15 protein-coding genes are annotated in these 15,428 nt (G+C 69.9%); 7 read left to right on the top strand and 8 right to left on the bottom strand.

Annotated features, from left to right (window positions below; translation table 11 throughout):
• The first annotated feature begins 49 nt into the window (after nt 1-49).
• Together ACWBNA_RS08935 and ACWBNA_RS08930 are read left to right on the top strand one after the other, a co-directional pair.
• Complete coding sequence (locus tag ACWBNA_RS08935; RefSeq protein WP_482703696.1) at nt 50-1,399, top strand: glycoside hydrolase family protein; 1,350 nt, start codon at nt 50-52, stop codon at nt 1,397-1,399.
• Between the two features lie 69 nt (nt 1,400-1,468).
• Complete coding sequence (locus tag ACWBNA_RS08930; protein WP_482703695.1) at nt 1,469-2,671, top strand: glycoside hydrolase family 1 protein; 1,203 nt, start codon at nt 1,469-1,471, stop codon at nt 2,669-2,671.
• A 188-nt stretch (nt 2,672-2,859) separates the two neighbouring features.
• Here ACWBNA_RS08930 and ACWBNA_RS08925 read toward each other — a convergent pair whose 3' ends face one another.
• Nucleotides 2,860-3,507: an NAD(P)H-binding protein gene (locus tag ACWBNA_RS08925; RefSeq protein ID WP_482703765.1), complete on the bottom strand. Its 648-nt coding sequence runs from the start codon at nt 3,505-3,507 to the stop codon at nt 2,860-2,862.
• A 51-nt stretch (nt 3,508-3,558) separates the two neighbouring features.
• Nucleotides 3,559-3,990, bottom strand: a complete 432-nt coding sequence (locus tag ACWBNA_RS08920; RefSeq protein ID WP_482703694.1) for a VOC family protein — start codon at nt 3,988-3,990, stop codon at nt 3,559-3,561.
• Nucleotides 3,991-4,117: 127 nt separating this feature from the next.
• Here ACWBNA_RS08920 and ACWBNA_RS08915 point away from each other — a divergent pair, with 127 nt between their 5' ends.
• Nucleotides 4,118-4,786, top strand: coding sequence for a GntR family transcriptional regulator (locus tag ACWBNA_RS08915; protein WP_482703693.1), 669 nt, complete (start codon nt 4,118-4,120; stop codon nt 4,784-4,786).
• Between the two features lie 82 nt (nt 4,787-4,868).
• The gene (locus ACWBNA_RS08910; RefSeq protein ID WP_482703692.1) at nt 4,869-5,714 is read left to right on the top strand and encodes a phosphotransferase; all 846 of its coding nucleotides are present in this window, start codon (nt 4,869-4,871) and stop codon (nt 5,712-5,714) included.
• Between the two features lie 30 nt (nt 5,715-5,744).
• On the opposite strand, the gene ACWBNA_RS08905 is transcribed toward ACWBNA_RS08910, so the two are convergent.
• A complete protein-coding gene (locus ACWBNA_RS08905; protein ID WP_482703691.1) occupies nt 5,745-6,011 on the bottom strand; it encodes a hypothetical protein in 267 nt (88 codons plus the stop codon).
• Between the two features lie 333 nt (nt 6,012-6,344).
• Here ACWBNA_RS08905 and ACWBNA_RS08900 point away from each other — a divergent pair, with 333 nt between their 5' ends.
• Complete coding sequence (locus ACWBNA_RS08900; protein ID WP_482703690.1) at nt 6,345-7,256, top strand: NAD-dependent protein deacetylase; 912 nt, start codon at nt 6,345-6,347, stop codon at nt 7,254-7,256.
• A gap of 153 nt (nt 7,257-7,409) precedes the next feature.
• On the opposite strand, the gene ACWBNA_RS08895 is transcribed toward ACWBNA_RS08900, so the two are convergent.
• The 4 genes from ACWBNA_RS08895 to ACWBNA_RS08880 form a co-directional block, all read right to left on the bottom strand.
• Nucleotides 7,410-8,195 carry a sulfite exporter TauE/SafE family protein gene (locus tag ACWBNA_RS08895; protein ID WP_482703689.1) on the bottom strand — a complete coding sequence of 262 codons (786 nt, stop codon included), beginning with the start codon at nt 8,193-8,195 and terminating at the stop codon, nt 7,410-7,412.
• Nucleotides 8,196-8,391: 196 nt separating this feature from the next.
• Complete coding sequence (locus ACWBNA_RS08890) at nt 8,392-8,844, bottom strand: GNAT family N-acetyltransferase (protein ID WP_482703688.1); 453 nt, start codon at nt 8,842-8,844, stop codon at nt 8,392-8,394.
• A 54-nt stretch (nt 8,845-8,898) separates the two neighbouring features.
• Nucleotides 8,899-9,429, bottom strand: coding sequence for an aspartate carbamoyltransferase (locus ACWBNA_RS08885; protein WP_482703687.1), 531 nt, complete (start codon nt 9,427-9,429; stop codon nt 8,899-8,901).
• A gap of 146 nt (nt 9,430-9,575) precedes the next feature.
• Complete coding sequence (locus ACWBNA_RS08880) at nt 9,576-10,973, bottom strand: MFS transporter (RefSeq protein WP_482703686.1); 1,398 nt, start codon at nt 10,971-10,973, stop codon at nt 9,576-9,578.
• 102 nt (nt 10,974-11,075) lie between these two features.
• Between ACWBNA_RS08880 and ACWBNA_RS08875 the strand changes: the two genes are divergently transcribed.
• Entirely contained in the window at nt 11,076-11,684 is a 609-nt protein-coding gene (locus ACWBNA_RS08875) for a TetR/AcrR family transcriptional regulator (RefSeq protein ID WP_482703685.1), read from the top strand.
• Between the two features lie 1,353 nt (nt 11,685-13,037).
• Here the strand turns inward: ACWBNA_RS08875 and ACWBNA_RS08870 are convergent.
• Nucleotides 13,038-13,463, bottom strand: a complete 426-nt coding sequence (locus ACWBNA_RS08870) for a peptidoglycan-binding domain-containing protein (protein ID WP_482703684.1) — start codon at nt 13,461-13,463, stop codon at nt 13,038-13,040.
• 934 nt (nt 13,464-14,397) lie between these two features.
• Between ACWBNA_RS08870 and ctaC the strand changes: the two genes are divergently transcribed.
• Nucleotides 14,398-15,372, top strand: a complete 975-nt coding sequence (ctaC, locus tag ACWBNA_RS08865) for an aa3-type cytochrome oxidase subunit II (protein ID WP_482703683.1) — start codon at nt 14,398-14,400, stop codon at nt 15,370-15,372.
• Nucleotides 15,373-15,428 lie beyond the last annotated feature (56 nt).

Below are 15,428 nucleotides of genomic sequence, written 5' to 3'. Positions count from 1 at the left end.
AAGCATCAGCGCACACGTTTGAGCGCTGCGGAGCCGACAGGAACTGTGCATGCGATACGCCCCGCCCGGCCTCTGCGTGAACGACTTCGCCCTCCTGCGCGACGAGGACGGGACGTACTCGGTGCTGCACCTGCAGGGGCCCTGGACAACGGAGTTCGACCATCTGCGGATGGAGACCTCCTACGGGCGGGCCACCTCCACCGACCTGGTCGGCTGGCAGCCGCAGGGCACCGTCTTCGGCAACGGGCTGCCCGGCCGGTTCGACCAGCAGGCGGTGTGGACGATGCACCCGTTCCGGCACGGCGACGGCATGGCGATGTTCTACACGGGCGTCTCCGGTCTCACGCCGGAGGGCTGGCCGGTCCAGTCGGTCGGGCTGGCGTACTCGGACCGAACGGACGGCACGGGCTGGCGCCGCCACGGGACCGGGCCGGTCGTCGAGGCGGACCCGCGCTGGTACCGAACCGGTGAACGCATGGGCTGGCGCGATCCGTTCGTCGTACGCGACGACGAGTCGGACGGCTGGGTCATGGCCGTCTGCGCCAGCGATGCCTCCCTCCCGGTGGAGACCGGCGGCTGCGTCGCCCTGGCCACCTCGGACGACCTGGAGCACTGGACCGTCCACCCGCCGCTCCTCTCCCCCGGCGACGTCGACGAGTTGGAGTGCCCGGTCCTGGAACGCCTCGACGACGGAAGCTGGCTGCTGCTCGGCTCCATCGGCGCCACGCGCGGCTTCGAGGCATGGACCGCGCCCCGCCTGCGCGGGCCGTGGACCCGGCGCGGCCCTCTTGGCCCGACCGGCTCCTACGCTCCGCGCGTGATCGCCGCGCCCGACGGCTCGCGCGTGGTGCTGCACACCACGCCCCGCCGGGTCGGCCTCAGCGACAGCGGTGACCGCTGCCGCGGCATGCTCACTCAGCCGAAACTCCTGGTCACACCCGAGAATGCGGCGCCCCGCCTGGAATGGTGGCCCGGCCTTGACGCCTGGCTCGGCGAGGAGAGCGACCGGCCCGCCCTGCACGCGGTCGGCGACATCGGAATATCCGGGCCGGTCGAGATCACCCTGCGCATGGGCGCCACGGACAGCGACGGTCCCGCCCTCGCCGTGGGCTGCGACGGCAAGAACCTCTGGGTCACCGGCCCCGACGGGACCCGGCTCGGCGAGACCATCCTGACCGAACCCGCCACCGCCCTGCGCATCCTCACCATCGGCGAATACGTCGAGGTCTACGCCGACGGTGTGTTCGCCCTGACCGCCATGTGCTACTCCGGTCACCCGGTTCCGTGGACGGCCGTCACCGAAGGACGCGAACGCCCCGTTCCCGTCCGCCCGATCCGGCTGCCCGACCCCCATCGCGACGACGCCTCGGCCATCTGGCCCGGCCCCTCAACTCCCTGACGGGCCCTGACGGGGTGAGAGCCCGCGCCGCTGATCGACTACCCGGCACGACCCAGGAAAGGCCCAGCCATGAACGTCACCGCCGACGGTCTCCGCTTCCCCGACGGGTTCCTGTGGGGCGCCTCCACCGCCGCCCACCAGATCGAGGGCAACAACGTCAACAGCGACTGGTGGCACATGGAACACAGCGGCGGCTCCATCGCCGAGCCCAGCGGGGATGCGGCCGACAGCTATCACCGGTGGCGCGAGGACATGGACCTGCTCGCCGAACTCGGCTTCACCGACTACCGCTTCAGCATCGAATGGGCTCGCATCGAACCCGCACCCGGCCACTTCTCCCGGGCCGAGATCGCCCACTACCGGCGCATGGTCGACGGCGCCCTCGAACGCGGCCTGCGTCCGATGGTCACCCTGCACCACTTCACCGTGCCGCGCTGGTTCGCCGACCGGGGAGGCTGGACCGCTGACGGCGCCGCCGGCCTGTTCGAGCGGTACGTGCGGGCGACCGCGCCGATCATCGGCACCGGCGTGCGGCATGTGTGCACCATCAACGAGCCCAACATGATCGCGGTGGCCGGAGCCATCCGTGAACTGGGCACCGAAGCGCCTCCTGCCGCGGGACTCGTGCTGCCCGACAAGGCCACCACCGACGCCCTGATCCAGGCGCACCACCGTGCGACAGCCGCCGTCAAGGCGATCTCCGCCGACATCCTGGCCGGCTGGTCCATCGCCAACCAGGTCTACCAGGCCCTGCCCGGCGCCGAAGCCGCCACCGCCGCCTACAGCCACCCCCGCGAAGACGTCTTCATCGAGGCCGCCCGCGACGACGACTGGATCGGCGTCCAGTCCTACACCCGCACCAGGATCACCACCGACGGTCCCATCTCCGCCCCCGACGACGCCGAACTCACCCTCACCGGCTGGGAGTACTACCCGCGAGCCATCGGACACGCCCTGCGCCGCACCGCCGAGATCGTCGGCGACGTCCCCCTGATCGTCACCGAGAACGGCATCGCCACCGACAACGACAGCCGCCGCATCGACTACACCACCGGAGCACTCCAGGAAGTCGCCGCCGCCCTCGAGGACGGCCTCGACGTCCGCGGCTACCTCCATTGGAGCGCGCTCGACAACTACGAATGGGGCTCCTACAAACCCACCTTCGGCCTCATCGCCGTCGACCCCGAGACCTTCGAACGCACCCCCAAGCCCTCCGCGGCCTGGCTCGGCGGCCTCGCACGCGGGGGCGTACTGCCCCGGGCCACCTCCTGACGGACTCGTGCGGCTCTGCCCCGCAAAGGGACGGCCCTGTACGCCACGCGCCCGGCTGAGGCCCCTGTCGTCCGGCCGCGGCATCTTCATCGACGGCTCGCTGACCACGGGAACCGGGGTCGAGCCCCTCACCTCACTAGGGACCCACCGTCATCTTCGCTGCGGGGACCGTATCGCCGGGCGGGGACTCAGGCGGCCGCGAGGCGGGCGACAGCGTCCGAGACCGGGGTTTCGCCGGAGGTGAGCTCGACAATCACGCGGCTCAGGCGCGGCTCGTGGAGGGCGGCGTCGAGGAAAGCGGCGACGTCGTCGCGGTGCACATCGCCGTATTCGACGGCGGCGCCCGCCGTGACACGGCCGGTGCCGGGGGTGTCCAGGAGCGTGCCGGGGCGGACGATCAGCCAGTCGAGATCCGTTCGCGTCAGGTACACGTCGGCGGTCTTCTTGACCTTGATGTAGTGCTCGAAGCCCTCGCCTGCCTCGCCACCGCGCAGCGCGTCCGGGAACACGGAGACGAGCACGAACCGCGGTACCCCGGCGAGCGCAGCCGCGGCGGCGGCCTTCCGAAGGCCCTCGCCGTCGATGAGGGTCGTCTTGTCGACGCCGGTGCCGTGCGCGCCGGCCGAGAAGACGACGGCGTCGTGGCCGCGCATCTTCCGGGCCAGGTCGTCGACCGAGTCGGCGATGAGATCACCGACCACCGGGAGCCCGCCGGCCTCCCGTACGGTCCCGCCTTGCGCGGGTCCTCGGTGCATGCCGGTGACCGAGTCTCCGCGGGTGGTGAGGAGTTGCGTGAGGCGGCGACCGACTCCTCCGGCGGCGCCGATCTGGAACACCTTCAAGATCTCGTCCTGTCTTTCGTGTGAGCGGAGGGTGGTGTCCGCCGGTCAGGCGACGAACACCTGGGAGTCGTCGGCGAACGCCTTGAACTCCAGTGCGTTGCCTGCCGGGTCGAGGAGGAACATCGTCCGCTGTTCGCCCTGCTGGCCCTCGAAGCGCACGTAGGGCTCGATGACGAACTCGACGCCTGCCTCGCGCAGCCGCTCGGCGAGCGTGCGGAATTCCGCGATGGTCAGGATCAGCCCGAAATGCGGCACCGGGACGTCGTGCCCGTCGACCGGGTTGTGGATGCGCTGCGCGCGCTCCGGTGCGAGATGGGTGACGAACTGGTGGCCGTGCAGGTTCCAGTCCACCCAGGTGTCCGCACTGCGGCCCTCCTGCAGGCCCAGCACGCCGCCGTAGAAGCGTCGCGCGGCGGTCAGGTCGTCCACCGGCATGGCCAGGTGGAATCGCGGGATCGGAGAGTCGAGGACGGTCATGACACTGCCTTCCGGTCGGGAACAGAGCGGGTTCGGGGGCGGTCCCGCACCATTGTCCTAATGTAGACATCAAGGCAACGATGGAATGTTAACATCAGGACATTGCGTGAGGAGGAAGCACCCGGACATGAAAGACCAAGGCAAGGTGTCCCCGGCTCGCCGTCGAGGCCTGGCCGACGAGGTCGCGGACCGTATCCGCGAAGCCATCTTCAACGGGGCCTACGCCCCCGGCGAGCAGCTGCGTGAGGTGGAGCTCTCCGGCGAGATGGACGTCAGCCGCGGCCCGGTGCGCGAAGCGCTGCGGCTGCTGGAACGCGAAGGCCTGGTCCACTGTGCGTGGCACCGGGGCACGACGGTGACGACCCTGTCCGCCGAGGACGTGGCTGAGCTCGACAGTCTGCGCGGCGCCCTGGAAGACCTCGCCGTCCGCCAGGTGATCGCTCGCGCTTCGGACGAGGACCTCGCGTCCGTCGCGAAGACCGCCGACATGATGGAGCGGGCCGTGGACGCGCACGAGATGGTGCGCTGCGACATCGCCTTCCACGACACGGTGTTCGCCGCCGCGGGGCACCAGCGCCTCGTTGACGCGTGGGACGGCATCCGGTGCCAGGTCCACCTGTTCCTGCTGACCCGGATCGGCCTCACCACCGAGGGCTATCTCGACCGCATCCCGCACGAACACCGTGAGCTCGTCGCCGCGCTGCGCGCCCGCGACACCGAGGCCGCCCTGGAACTGTTCGCCGCGCACCGCCGCCACGCCGTCGACGTGGTCACCCGTACCACCGGCCCGAGCTGACCGTGAGGCTGTCGCGAGGACATCAGAGGCCTCGGTGTTGTCCTCAGGCGTGTAGGTGAACTCATCAACGAGGAAGGACGGCATGGAGCCGTTGGAACTCCGTCGCGCGGTGGAGGCAGGACGGGCGACCGCTTCACAGCTGGGCCTTCAGGTCGACGAGGTGGTGGTCATCCACGACTCGGATCGCGTCGCGTTGCGCCTGCTCCCTTGCGATGTTCTGGCTCGGGTCGCGCCTCTGGGGCATCTGGCCGCTTCCGAGTTCGAAGTGGAGGTTGCTCGCCGCCTCGCCGACGTCGACGCTCCGGTGGCCGAACTCGACCCTCGGGTCGCCCCCCGAGTCTCTTCTAGCGATGCAACCTTCGCCATCTCGCTCTGGACCTACTACGAACCTGCGAAATCAGAGATCCCGCCGGCCGACTACGCAGACGCGCTCCAGCGGCACCATGCCGCCCTGCGTCAGATCGATCTGGCCGCGCCGCACTTCAGCGATCGAGTCGCCGCGGCACTCAGCGAGGTGAACGACCGGGAGCAGTCCCCCGAGCTGCCCGATGCCGACCGGGACCTTCTCAGCGGCACACTCGGCGGACTGAGCGCCGCGATCACCCGCGAGAAACCCAGCGAGCAGCTGTTGCACGGCGAGCCTCATCCGGGCAACCTCCTCAACACGAGGAGAGGGCCGCTTTTCGTAGACCTCGCCACGTGCTGCCGCGGGCCGATCGAGTTCGACCTCGCCCATGCGCCCGAAGAAGTGGCACAGCACTATGCGGGGGCCGACCCCGCCCTGATTCACCGGTGCCGCGCCCTGAACTGGGCGATGTTCTCGGCCTGGCGCTGGCGCCGAAACGATCAAATGCCTGACCGGGACTACTGGAGAAGGGCGGGGCTGAACCGGGTTCGTGCTGCACTCGATCGCTGCGGCCTGGGCTGAACTTGAGACAGGTGACGCGATGCGACGTCGTCAGCCGCGCCGGACGGCGAACAGGCGCGCCGCTACAGCCAGCACCAGCCCGGCCGCGATGAGATACAGGCCAAGACGTTCTTGGGGCACTGCCTGTGACCACACCCGCCAGGCCGACGGGGTGTAGCTGTCGGCCGCCAAGAAGGCTGCGTAGGTCCTGGGGGGCGCGCTGGTCTCGCCGCGCACCCACAGCAGGGCACCTATGGCGGCGCAGGTCGCGGACACCGCATACAGGACCGTGGCACTGCGCGGGGTCGTGCTCTTCACGGGTTCTCCCCCATCGTCCGTCATTGGTCTGTGGATTCTCCCTGCCCGTGCCGATCGCCTCCGAGCCGGGGGCATCGATGCGACTGCCCGTGCGTAGTCGACCCGGTCGTCCCGGTCGTCGGAGCCAGGCGGCGGCCGCGCCTCTGGCTCGACCCGCAACAACGCCGCACCCTCCTGTTCCTGCACGGCACAGCCGGCACACCGGAGAAAGCGCTGCCGCACGGTCCGCAGAGCACCGCTCCCCCACCGCAGGTCGGGCACGTCAAGATCCGGGCCGACGACGCCATCGCCGCGGAAACGCGTGGCGGCAGCCTGTTCCGTACCCTGGCGTGCATGCGCATGCGCCCCACCCTGAGCTGGACCCCTACTGCGGACCTGCCGCCGGGCACCACGGATCTGGAGCCGGTCGCCGGTGTGCTGAGCACTGGTGGTGTGCTGGTGCTCAGCGGGGCGGGCATCTCCACGGAGTCGGGCATCCCCGACTACCGGGGCCAGGGCGGGAGCCTGAGCCGGCACACCCCGATGACCTACCAGGACTTCACCGCCAGCGCCCAGGCCCGTCGCCGGTACTGGGCGCGCAGCCACCTCGGCTGGCGCACCTTCGGCCGTGCCCGCCCCAACGCCGGGCACCGGGCCGTTGCCGCGTTCACACGGCACGGCCTGCTCTCGGGCGTGATCACCCAGAACGTCGACGGCCTGCACCAGGCCGCCGGCAGCGAGGGCGTCGTGGAACTCCACGGAAGCCTGGCTCAGGTCGTCTGCCTTTCCTGCGGCGCCTTCAGTCCGCGCCGCGAACTCGCCCGGCGGCTCGAAGAGGCCAACGCGGGTTTCGAACCGGTGGCCACCGCGATCAACCCAGACGGTGACGCCGACCTCACCGACGAACAGGTCGGGGACTTTCGCGTGGTCCCCTGCACGGTCTGCGGGGGCATCCTCAAACCGGACGTGGTGTTCTTCGGCGAAGCAGTTCCGCCGCCACGGGTCGAGCAGTGCCGCAAACTGGTCGGTGAGGCGGCTTCGCTGCTGGTCCTGGGCTCCTCACTGACGGTGATGTCCGGGCTCCGGTTCGTCCGCCAGGCCGCCGAGGCCGGGAAGCCGGTGCTGATCGTCAACCGGGACCCGACCCGGGGCGACCGCCACGCCATCACCCGGGTCGCACTACCCCTGGGCACAGCCCTCACCACCGTGGCCGGCCGACTGGGCATCCCCGTCGATGACGAGACGACGGCCACGGCGCACGAGTGACCATGACGGGGCGTCACCCGAGTGCGTTCCGTCAACCCTTGATCCAAACCCCGGAAACGAGGGAGAGAGCGGCGCGCCGCCTTTCCTCGACAAGGCCGAGAGCCGCGCGGGAACTTGATGGTCTCCGTCGTAGGTCCCTCGACCGGCATGCGTTCAGTCAAGGGTCTGGGCGGTGTACAGGGCGCCCAGGGCTGCGGCGAGGGTGCCGAGCAGGAGCCGTAGGGCTCGTTCGGGCAGGCGGGGTTGGAGGCGGGCGCCGAGGTAGCCGCCGACCAGTCCGCCGGCGCCGCAGGCGAGCCCGAGCCACCAGTGAGGAGCGACGTCTTCGGAGCTCACGAGCGACAACAGCGCGTAGGCGGCGGCGCCGACGAGAGAGGTGGCGAACGTGGCGGCGAGCGCGGCCGGGGCGACGCGTGCGACGGGCAGGCCGCGTCCGGCGAGGATCGGTCCGAGGAGGGAGCCGCCGCCGATGCCGTAGATGCCGCCGAGCACTCCGACCGCCAGGGCGAGGCCGGTGAGCGTACGTGGGGTCAACTCGCCTGCGGGCGGCGGACGGTGGCGTGCCGGGACGAGGGTACGAAGGCTCAGCCACAGGCCGAGCGGCAGTAGCAGGGCGGCGATCAGAAGCCGGAAGACGCTCGGGCCCGGGAGTGCGAAGACCCGGATGGCGGCCCCGAGCACGACACCAGGCAGGGTGCCCAGTACCAGGCGCCGGGCGAGGTCTCCGCGCAGGGCGCCGTCGCGGCGGTAGCGCCACAGGGCTCCGGGTCCGGCGACGACGTTGAACAGCAGGTTGGTCGGGGTGACCGCGGGGTTGGGCACACCGAAGACGCTCACCTGGACCGGAAGGAGGAACACCGCACCGGACACACCCACGGGGGCGGTCACGGTCGCGATCAGCAGGCCGACGGCCAGCCCTCCCGCCAGTGTCCAGTCCACCGCTGCCCCCGCTTGCCGATCGCCTGGTCAGTATCGGCGCCATGGCGGTGGTGAGGGCGGCCTGCAACGAGATGTTCATGAGCAGCGGGCACGGCCGGGCCCCCGACCCCCACGCGTCCGCGTCGTCGTTCACCGGGGCGTTCGTGGGTGCGGCGTCATGAGCAGCCGCCCTTCGCAGCCGCGTCGCGGCAGCCGCCTACCGCGCCGCCCGCCGGCCGCCGGCCCCGCCCAACACGCGGTACATACCGATCGATTCGTGCGCGGCGGTGTCGGCGAAGCCGAACTTCTCGTACAGGAAGCGCGCGGGGCCGTCCGCGATCAGCGAGACGTAGGCGGTCGCGGGCGCCCGGCGCTCCAGTTCCTCGGTGAGTGCGGCCATGATGCGTGTGCCGAGGCCGCGTCCCTGGTGTGCGGGATGTACGCACAGGTCGACGATCTGGAACGCGGTACCGCCGTCCCCGATGACGCGGCCCATGCCAATCGGCTCACCTTGGTGGTGGACGACCACCCCGTGCCAGGTGTTGGGCAGGGCGAGGGCAACCGCCTCGGGGGTCTTGTCGGAGAGGGCGGCATCGGTGCGCAAGCGGCGGAAGACCTCGACGGAGGGTACGCCTGCGCTCAACTCGTAAGGATCGCTCAAGTCATCCACTTCCGATCGTGCGATGTACGCGGTGATGGGCCTGCGTGCTGCCCGGCTCGTTGGTCAGTGGCCGGTTTCGGCGTGGTCCCCGTGGTCACTGAGCTGCGCCTCGAACCAGTTGTGCAGCGCGTCGACCAGCGCGGGTTCGGCGGTGGCGTAGGTGAGGGTGGCTCCCTCGGGCCGTTCCCGGTAGCGCACGTCGATGCGTTTGTAGCCTTCTTGCAGTCCCTTCAGGCCCGGCATGCTGTCGCCGTGTATCTGGGCGGGGTCGCCGAAGTCTCCCCGGCTGAACGCTTTGGCTTCCTGCTGGAGATGGGTGCGTATGAGGCCGATCTGATTGGTGTCGTCGGGCTGGTCGGCGACGACGTCCTGGACTCCGCCCGTCTCGGTGGGCGTGAAGTGGTGGGTGGTCTGTTCGAGGTCGAAGGGCATCACGGTCCGACCGCGTTCGGCCACCCTTTCCTGCCGGTCGGTCCGCCGGTCGTCACCATCCGGCTGCGCATTCCCGATCAACAGGACTGCGGCCAGGGCCGCGCCGACACCCCCCGCGGTGATGCCGGCCATCAAGAGTCGGCGCTTGCTGTTGTTGGGCATTCAGTGCCTCCGTGAGCGGTTCGAGCGCGTGCGCTACGCCCGCTCGTTCCGGGGCGGCGGCGCCGGTGGGTGCTTCAGGATCAGCGGATCGCTTCGCTCGCGTGGCCAACGCCTGGCGGCCGGCACGGGCCTACTGCGGCACGGGCCTACTCGTTCTTGGCCGGGATCAGCCCCACGGCGATGACGGCGGAAAGTGCGGCCACGCCCGTGGCTACGCCGAACGCGTCGTCGAAGCCCGAGTCGGCCTGGGCGTCGGTGCGGGCGGCGATACTCGCGGCTGCGGCGCTGGAGACGACCGCGGCGCCGACCGAGGCACCGAACTCGTGGAAAGTGCTGACGATTCCGGAGGCCACACCCGCCTCCTGAGGGGCGACGCTGCTGAGCGCGGTGGCCGCGGCGACGACGAACAGCGCGCCCATCCCTGCCGCGGCAATGCTCACGCCGGTGACCATGGCGGCCGTTCCGGACCAGAGCACGGGCACGAGGAATCCGGCGGCTGCGACTGCCAGGGCGACCACAGCCAGCAACCGTGCCCCCAGACGGCCGATCACGCGGCCGGCGGCAGTGGCGGCGGCCATGGTCAGCAGTGCCACCGGCAGGAACAGCACGCCGGTCATCAGGGCACCGTGGCCCTGCTGGTTCTGGAGGTAGAAAGAGCCGAGGAAGAAGGCCCCCACCATCAGCGCCGTGGTGACGGCGATCACGAAGATGCCCGCCACCACCGGGCGCCGGCCGAGCAGGTGAAGGTCCATCAGCGGAGCGACCGCCCGGCGCTGCCACGCGGCGAAGGCGGCGTAGGCCGCTGCCGAGGCCGCGACCAGGACGACGGTGACGGCGTCGAACCAGCCGTGGTCGCCGGCACGGATCAGGGCGTAGATGAGAGTGCCGGTCGCCGCGGCCACCAGAGCGGCGCCCGGCGCGTCGAGGGAGCCGGTCGCCACGCGGGGCAGGCGGGGCAGGATCCGGGCCAGGGAGACGAGGACGATCAGGCCGACGGGGACGTTGACGAAGAAGACCCAGGACCAACCCGGACCTGCCGTGATCAGCCCGCCCAGCAGGACACCGAGAGCGGCACCCCCGCCGCCGAGCGCCGACCAGATGCCCAGCGCGCGGTTGCGCTCGTCACCGTCGAAGAGCCGCACCACCACGGACAGAGCGGCAGGCGAGAGCATCGCGGCGCCCACCCCCTGGGCGATCCGGGCACCGAGCAGCAGCGGGGCGCCGGTGGCGAGCCCGGCAGCCAGCGAAGCGGCGGTGAACACGGCGAGCCCGGCGAGGACGACCCGCTTGGCGCCGAACAGGTCCGCGGCCCGACCGCCGAGCAGCATCAGACTGCCGAAGGTGAGGGCGTATCCGCTGACCACCCAGGTCAGTGCGGCGCGGTCCAGGTCCAGTTCGGCGCCCATGTGGGGCAGTGCGATCGCCACCACGGTGATGTCGAGGATCAGCATCAGCTGGGCCAGCCCCAGCAGTCCGAGGACCGGCCAGCGCAGCGGATGAGGTGCACCCGGTGCGTGTGTGGTCGTGGTTCCCGCATCGCTCATGACGCTCACCCCTCACGTGAAGTCGTACAGGTGTGTTCACGTTATACGCCATCGACGTATAACGCGAACATCGCTGTACGCTTTATCGGGTACTGTGGGCGCATGGGCAGTAAGAACACCACCAAGCGCGCCGACGCCCTGCGGAGCATCGAGGCGATCGAGCACGCAGCGGCCAAGTGTCTCGGACGCAACCCTGAGGCGAGCATGAGCGAGATCGCGCGCGCCGCGGGTGTGGGCCGGGTGACGCTGTATGCGCACTTCACCTCCCGGGCGGAGGTCGTCGACGCGGCGATGAGCCGCGCCATCGACCGGGGCAACGAGGCACTGGACACCGTCGACCTGACCGGTGATCCGCTGTTCGCCCTGGCGCGTTATGTCGAGGCCGGCTGGCATCTGGTGGACCAGGCACGGGCACTGCTCGTCGCCGCCCAGAAGGAACTCTCCGCGGGACGCATCCGAGAGCTGCACAGCGGGCCCGCCGCCCGGGTCGAGACACTGATCGCCCGAGGTCGCGCCGAGGGCGTCTTCCGTACCGACCTGCCGATCACGTGGCTGATCAATGTCCTGCACACGATCATGCACAGCGCCGCGGAGGAGATCCGCGCCGGGCGTCTCACCTCCGACCGCGCCGCCGACCACATCACGGCCACGGTCCTCGCCGCCTTCACGCCACCGGGCAAGGCGGTACCGGAAACCGGCGGCGCAACCTGACACCGACGGCTCTCGAGAAGGACGCAGCGCAGCCAAGGCCGCGCTGCACGCCTTACTGCTCAACGGCTCCCCCGGCGAGGACAGCCCTTTTGTCCGTCACCACGGCCCGCCGATCTGCCGGGAGTCGGGGTGGAAGACGCGGACACCCCTCACCGCCGAGCGAGGCGGATGACGCGCTCGCCGCGGGAGGCGGGGACAGCGGCGTGGCCGCCCGCGGGGTTCGCCGGCCCGGAGGAAGTACTCCAGTCCCACCTCGTCGGCCGGCGTGCCGACCTCAATCACCTCGCGGATGGCCTGTGCGGTGGCCCGCGGCGGCTGTCGGGCAGGCGCGGGGTGGTGCCGAGGAGGAGACACCGAGTTCGAAGGCCATGGCGGGGTTCTGGCTCAGTTGCTGATGGCGGGCATGGCTCGCCGGTAGCGGGTGTCCGTGAACTGGGAGACGAGGAAGGCGGCGATGTCGGCGCGGCTCATGGCGGACCCGACCTTTCGCGGCCGAGGAAGCCGGAGCGGACACTGCCGTTGGCAGGCTTGTCGGTGGGGTTGGTGATGCGGGCGATGGTGTAGTCAAGGCCGGAACCGGTCGGTCATGCCCTTCAGTTCGGCCAGCGCGGTGGGGAACATCAGCCCCGGCGACGCCGCCCCCGACACCGGGCGTCGCCTCGTCGCCTCGTCGCCCACATGATCCGCTCCTACGCCGCACCCGGCGCGCCGATCCCCCCGAAGCGCCGCCGCCCTCCGCCCTCTACCGCGCCATGGTCCGTCTCGCCCGGGGCAGCAGCGTTTGAGCCTCAGAGCCACGGCCCACCGGGCATACCGGTTGGCCGTGGGTGGTGGGATACCTGCACGTCTGCTGCATGTCTGGTCGTTGACCTGATCGCGGGAAAGGCAGTCGCGGCCCGTGCGCCATACAGCGAGCAACGGACGTTGCCCTGATCTGGTGTCAGCCTGCCTCTGCGTACAGCAACTACGCACCGGCTACGCGCCGGAGTCCGCCGTCGGACAGTAGCGTGACGGTGCCGGCGGCACCGCGTTCTGGTTGACGCCGGGACAGCTACGGCACCGTGGACAGCGCGATGCGGAGAGGGGACGGACCGTCACTTGTGAGTGCTGAGGTCGACTCGGCCGGCGAGTGTGGTGGCCCATGGCGTTGTCGATGCTGCCGTTCCAACGTGTCGAGGTATTCCTGGGGTACCTCGCTGCCGGCCGGCGCCAAGGGCGCAGGCGAATTTCGGCGGCGGCTGCGCGGGCGGGTGCGGCCCGCGGAGCCAGAGCCCGAGTTGCCCAGCCGTGAGACGCCGAAACAGGCCCCGACACCGACATCACGCCCTGGTACGGGAGTTGAGCCCGGGCCCGTCAGCAGAAGGGAGCGCCTGGCGCATTGGCCCAGAAGGAAAGGAACGACCAAGTCTGGGCTCCGATGCGCCCGTCGACGACGATGCCCGCACACCGCTGGAAGTCCCGTGTTGCGGATTGTGTGACCCGGCCGAAGTCTCCGTCCTCTTCCAGGCCGGCGTTTATGGCTTGATTCAGGTAGCACTGGGCTTGTTGGGCTGCGGGCCCGGAGGCCCCTAGGCTAAGGCTCGGTCGACTATCGGTGTAGTTGCATACGTCGTCCGGTCCTTGGGTCACGAAGTTTGTTGGACTCTTCAACTTGTGTGCGGGCTGAGTGCTGGTCACTGCAGCGGTCACGGAATTGCTGGGCGATGCCGCTACAGCCGGTGCTCCTGCCAGGGAAATGGGAAGAGCCAGTGCCGCCGCAGCGGTGAGCAGACGTCGCATCCTGATCACCTCCAGGGAGGGTGCCCTTTTCTCATCGTGCGCTTCCCTCGCCCGGGCTGCATCTCGGGGAGGTCGGCGAGGTCGCCGTGCGAGCCCACGGGATTCGGATGCGGCCCAACTCGTGTCCGAGGCAATGGTGTTGAGAGCTGCTCAAGCTTTGATGCGGTGCGGTGTACCGACGCGCTCTGGCCAGGACGACCCAGCGGAGGGCGGAGGGCGGAGGGTGGCGGTGCATACCGCTCCAGATGACGCCCCCGAGGCTCCTCCACGCGCCGCAGCAGCGTGGGCAACTGATCCAGGAGCAGGAAGAACCGGTTGACCGTCTGAGGGCCGGCTCCCAACGGACTACTCGGGCACGAGCGGGCCTTGCTCCTGATGCTCCCGCTTGGCCTGCTCTGCTTGGCGTTCAGCGGTGACGGCCTGCTCCCCGGACGCGAGGGGCCCTGGTCGACGGCGAAGCGTCATGCGGTTGCCGACCGGCTGTGTCACTGGAGAGAGTCACTTCGAGCCGACTCCTGCCGCCGCTGGTACTGCGCATTCCAGAGGTCGGCGAGCTCCCCAAGTGCGCTTTGGCACGACCGCGTTCCCAGAGCAGGTAGACGCTGGTTCCGGCGAACGGGATCCACTCGCCCTCGATGAACGGAACCGTCCCACCCCTCCCTTCCGTGCTCGGCCATCAACTCGTTCACCAGTCCCAGTGCCGCCAGCTCTCGCCCTCACCGTCCTGGACGTACTGGGCGGCGCAGCCCGAAGAAGACTTCCGCGCCCGGGACATCGGCGGCGCGTTGGGCACTCTCCCGGTGTGAGCTTCAGTAGTGTTTTGTCCGCATAAAGGAGCCAATCTCAATCTCCGGCCCGCGTCAGGCAGTGACCGACCGATGAGGCGGCCTCGCCGACCTCCGACCCGCGGGCCATACCCTCAGGAAGGCGCTACGTGAGTCCCAACGGCCGTGACCGCTCCCCGCGGCGTTCGATCCGGCAAAGGCTGCTGCAGGCGATGACTGCGGGCCTCGTCCTGGCGACCGCTTCCGGTTGCACGTACACCTGGGAGGACTTCCCCCGCCTCGGGATGCCCACCCCGGTCACGGAAGAGGCGCCGAGGATCCTTTCCCTGTGGCAGGGCTCGTGGGCCGCGGCACTCACCGTGGGCGCGCTGGTGTGGGGGCTGATCCTGTGGGCGGCCATCTTTCACCGGCGCACCCGGACCAAGGTCGAGGTTCCCCCGCAGACCCGGTACAACATGCCCATCGAGGCCCTGTACACCGTCGTTCCGCTGATCATCGTGTCGGTGCTCTTCTACTTCACCGCCCGAGACGAGGCCAAGCTCCTCGACCTCGCAGAAAAGCCCGCCCACACCATCGGTGTGGTCGGCTTCCAGTGGAGTTGGGGGTTCAACTACATCGAGGACGTGGACGGCAGAAGCGGCACCGGTGACGCGAAAGCCGATCCGGACCTGGGAATCGTTCCGGACCGGTACAGCAGGGCCTTCCCCGCGGGCGCCGAGGGCGTCTACGACGTCGGCACCCCCGCCACCCGCAACCCTCAGACCGGCAACCCGGGCCCGACACTCTGGCTGCCCAAGGGGGAAAAGGTCCGCTTCGTTTTGTCCTCCCGGGACGTCATCCACTCCTTCTGGGTACTGCCGTTCCTGATGAAGCAGGATGTCTTCCCGGGCCACAACGTCAACGCCTTCGACGTCACCCCCAGTCGTGAGGGCACCTTCCGGGGAAAGTGCGCCGAACTCTGCGGCGTCGACCACGCCCGAATGCTGTTCAACGTCAAGGTCGTCTCCCCAGGCCGCTACCAGCAGCACCTGAAGGAACTGGCCGCGAAGGGGCAGACCGGCTTCATCCCGGCGGGCATCGAGATCACCGACCCGGCCAGAAACTCCGAGCCACGCAAACTGTGAGGGCATGTCGCCCGGCGTCCCCTCCCTGCCGTTGCGCGAGCCCTCGGGACGGGCGA

It is taken from the genome of Streptomyces sp. Q2, from assembly GCF_056820935.1.
The sequence above is the reverse complement of the archived record's forward strand: the minus strand, read 5'-3'. Positions and strand labels throughout refer to the sequence as shown.

Coding starts and splice junctions, on each gene's coding strand:
- ACWBNA_RS08935 (WP_482703696.1), top strand. CDS start 50: ATGCGATACGCCCCGCCCGGCCTCTGCGTGAACGACTTCGCCCTCCTG.
- ACWBNA_RS08930 (WP_482703695.1), top strand. CDS start 1,469: ATGAACGTCACCGCCGACGGTCTCCGCTTCCCCGACGGGTTCCTGTGG.
- ACWBNA_RS08920 (WP_482703694.1), bottom strand. CDS start 3,990: ATGACCGTCCTCGACTCTCCGATCCCGCGATTCCACCTGGCCATGCCG.
- ACWBNA_RS08915 (WP_482703693.1), top strand. CDS start 4,118: ATGAAAGACCAAGGCAAGGTGTCCCCGGCTCGCCGTCGAGGCCTGGCC.
- ACWBNA_RS08910 (WP_482703692.1), top strand. CDS start 4,869: ATGGAGCCGTTGGAACTCCGTCGCGCGGTGGAGGCAGGACGGGCGACC.
- ACWBNA_RS08900 (WP_482703690.1), top strand. CDS start 6,345: ATGCGCATGCGCCCCACCCTGAGCTGGACCCCTACTGCGGACCTGCCG.
- ACWBNA_RS08885 (WP_482703687.1), bottom strand. CDS start 9,429: ATGCCCAACAACAGCAAGCGCCGACTCTTGATGGCCGGCATCACCGCG.
- ACWBNA_RS08880 (WP_482703686.1), bottom strand. CDS start 10,973: ATGAGCGATGCGGGAACCACGACCACACACGCACCGGGTGCACCTCAT.
- ACWBNA_RS08875 (WP_482703685.1), top strand. CDS start 11,076: ATGGGCAGTAAGAACACCACCAAGCGCGCCGACGCCCTGCGGAGCATC.
- ACWBNA_RS08870 (WP_482703684.1), bottom strand. CDS start 13,463: ATGCGACGTCTGCTCACCGCTGCGGCGGCACTGGCTCTTCCCATTTCC.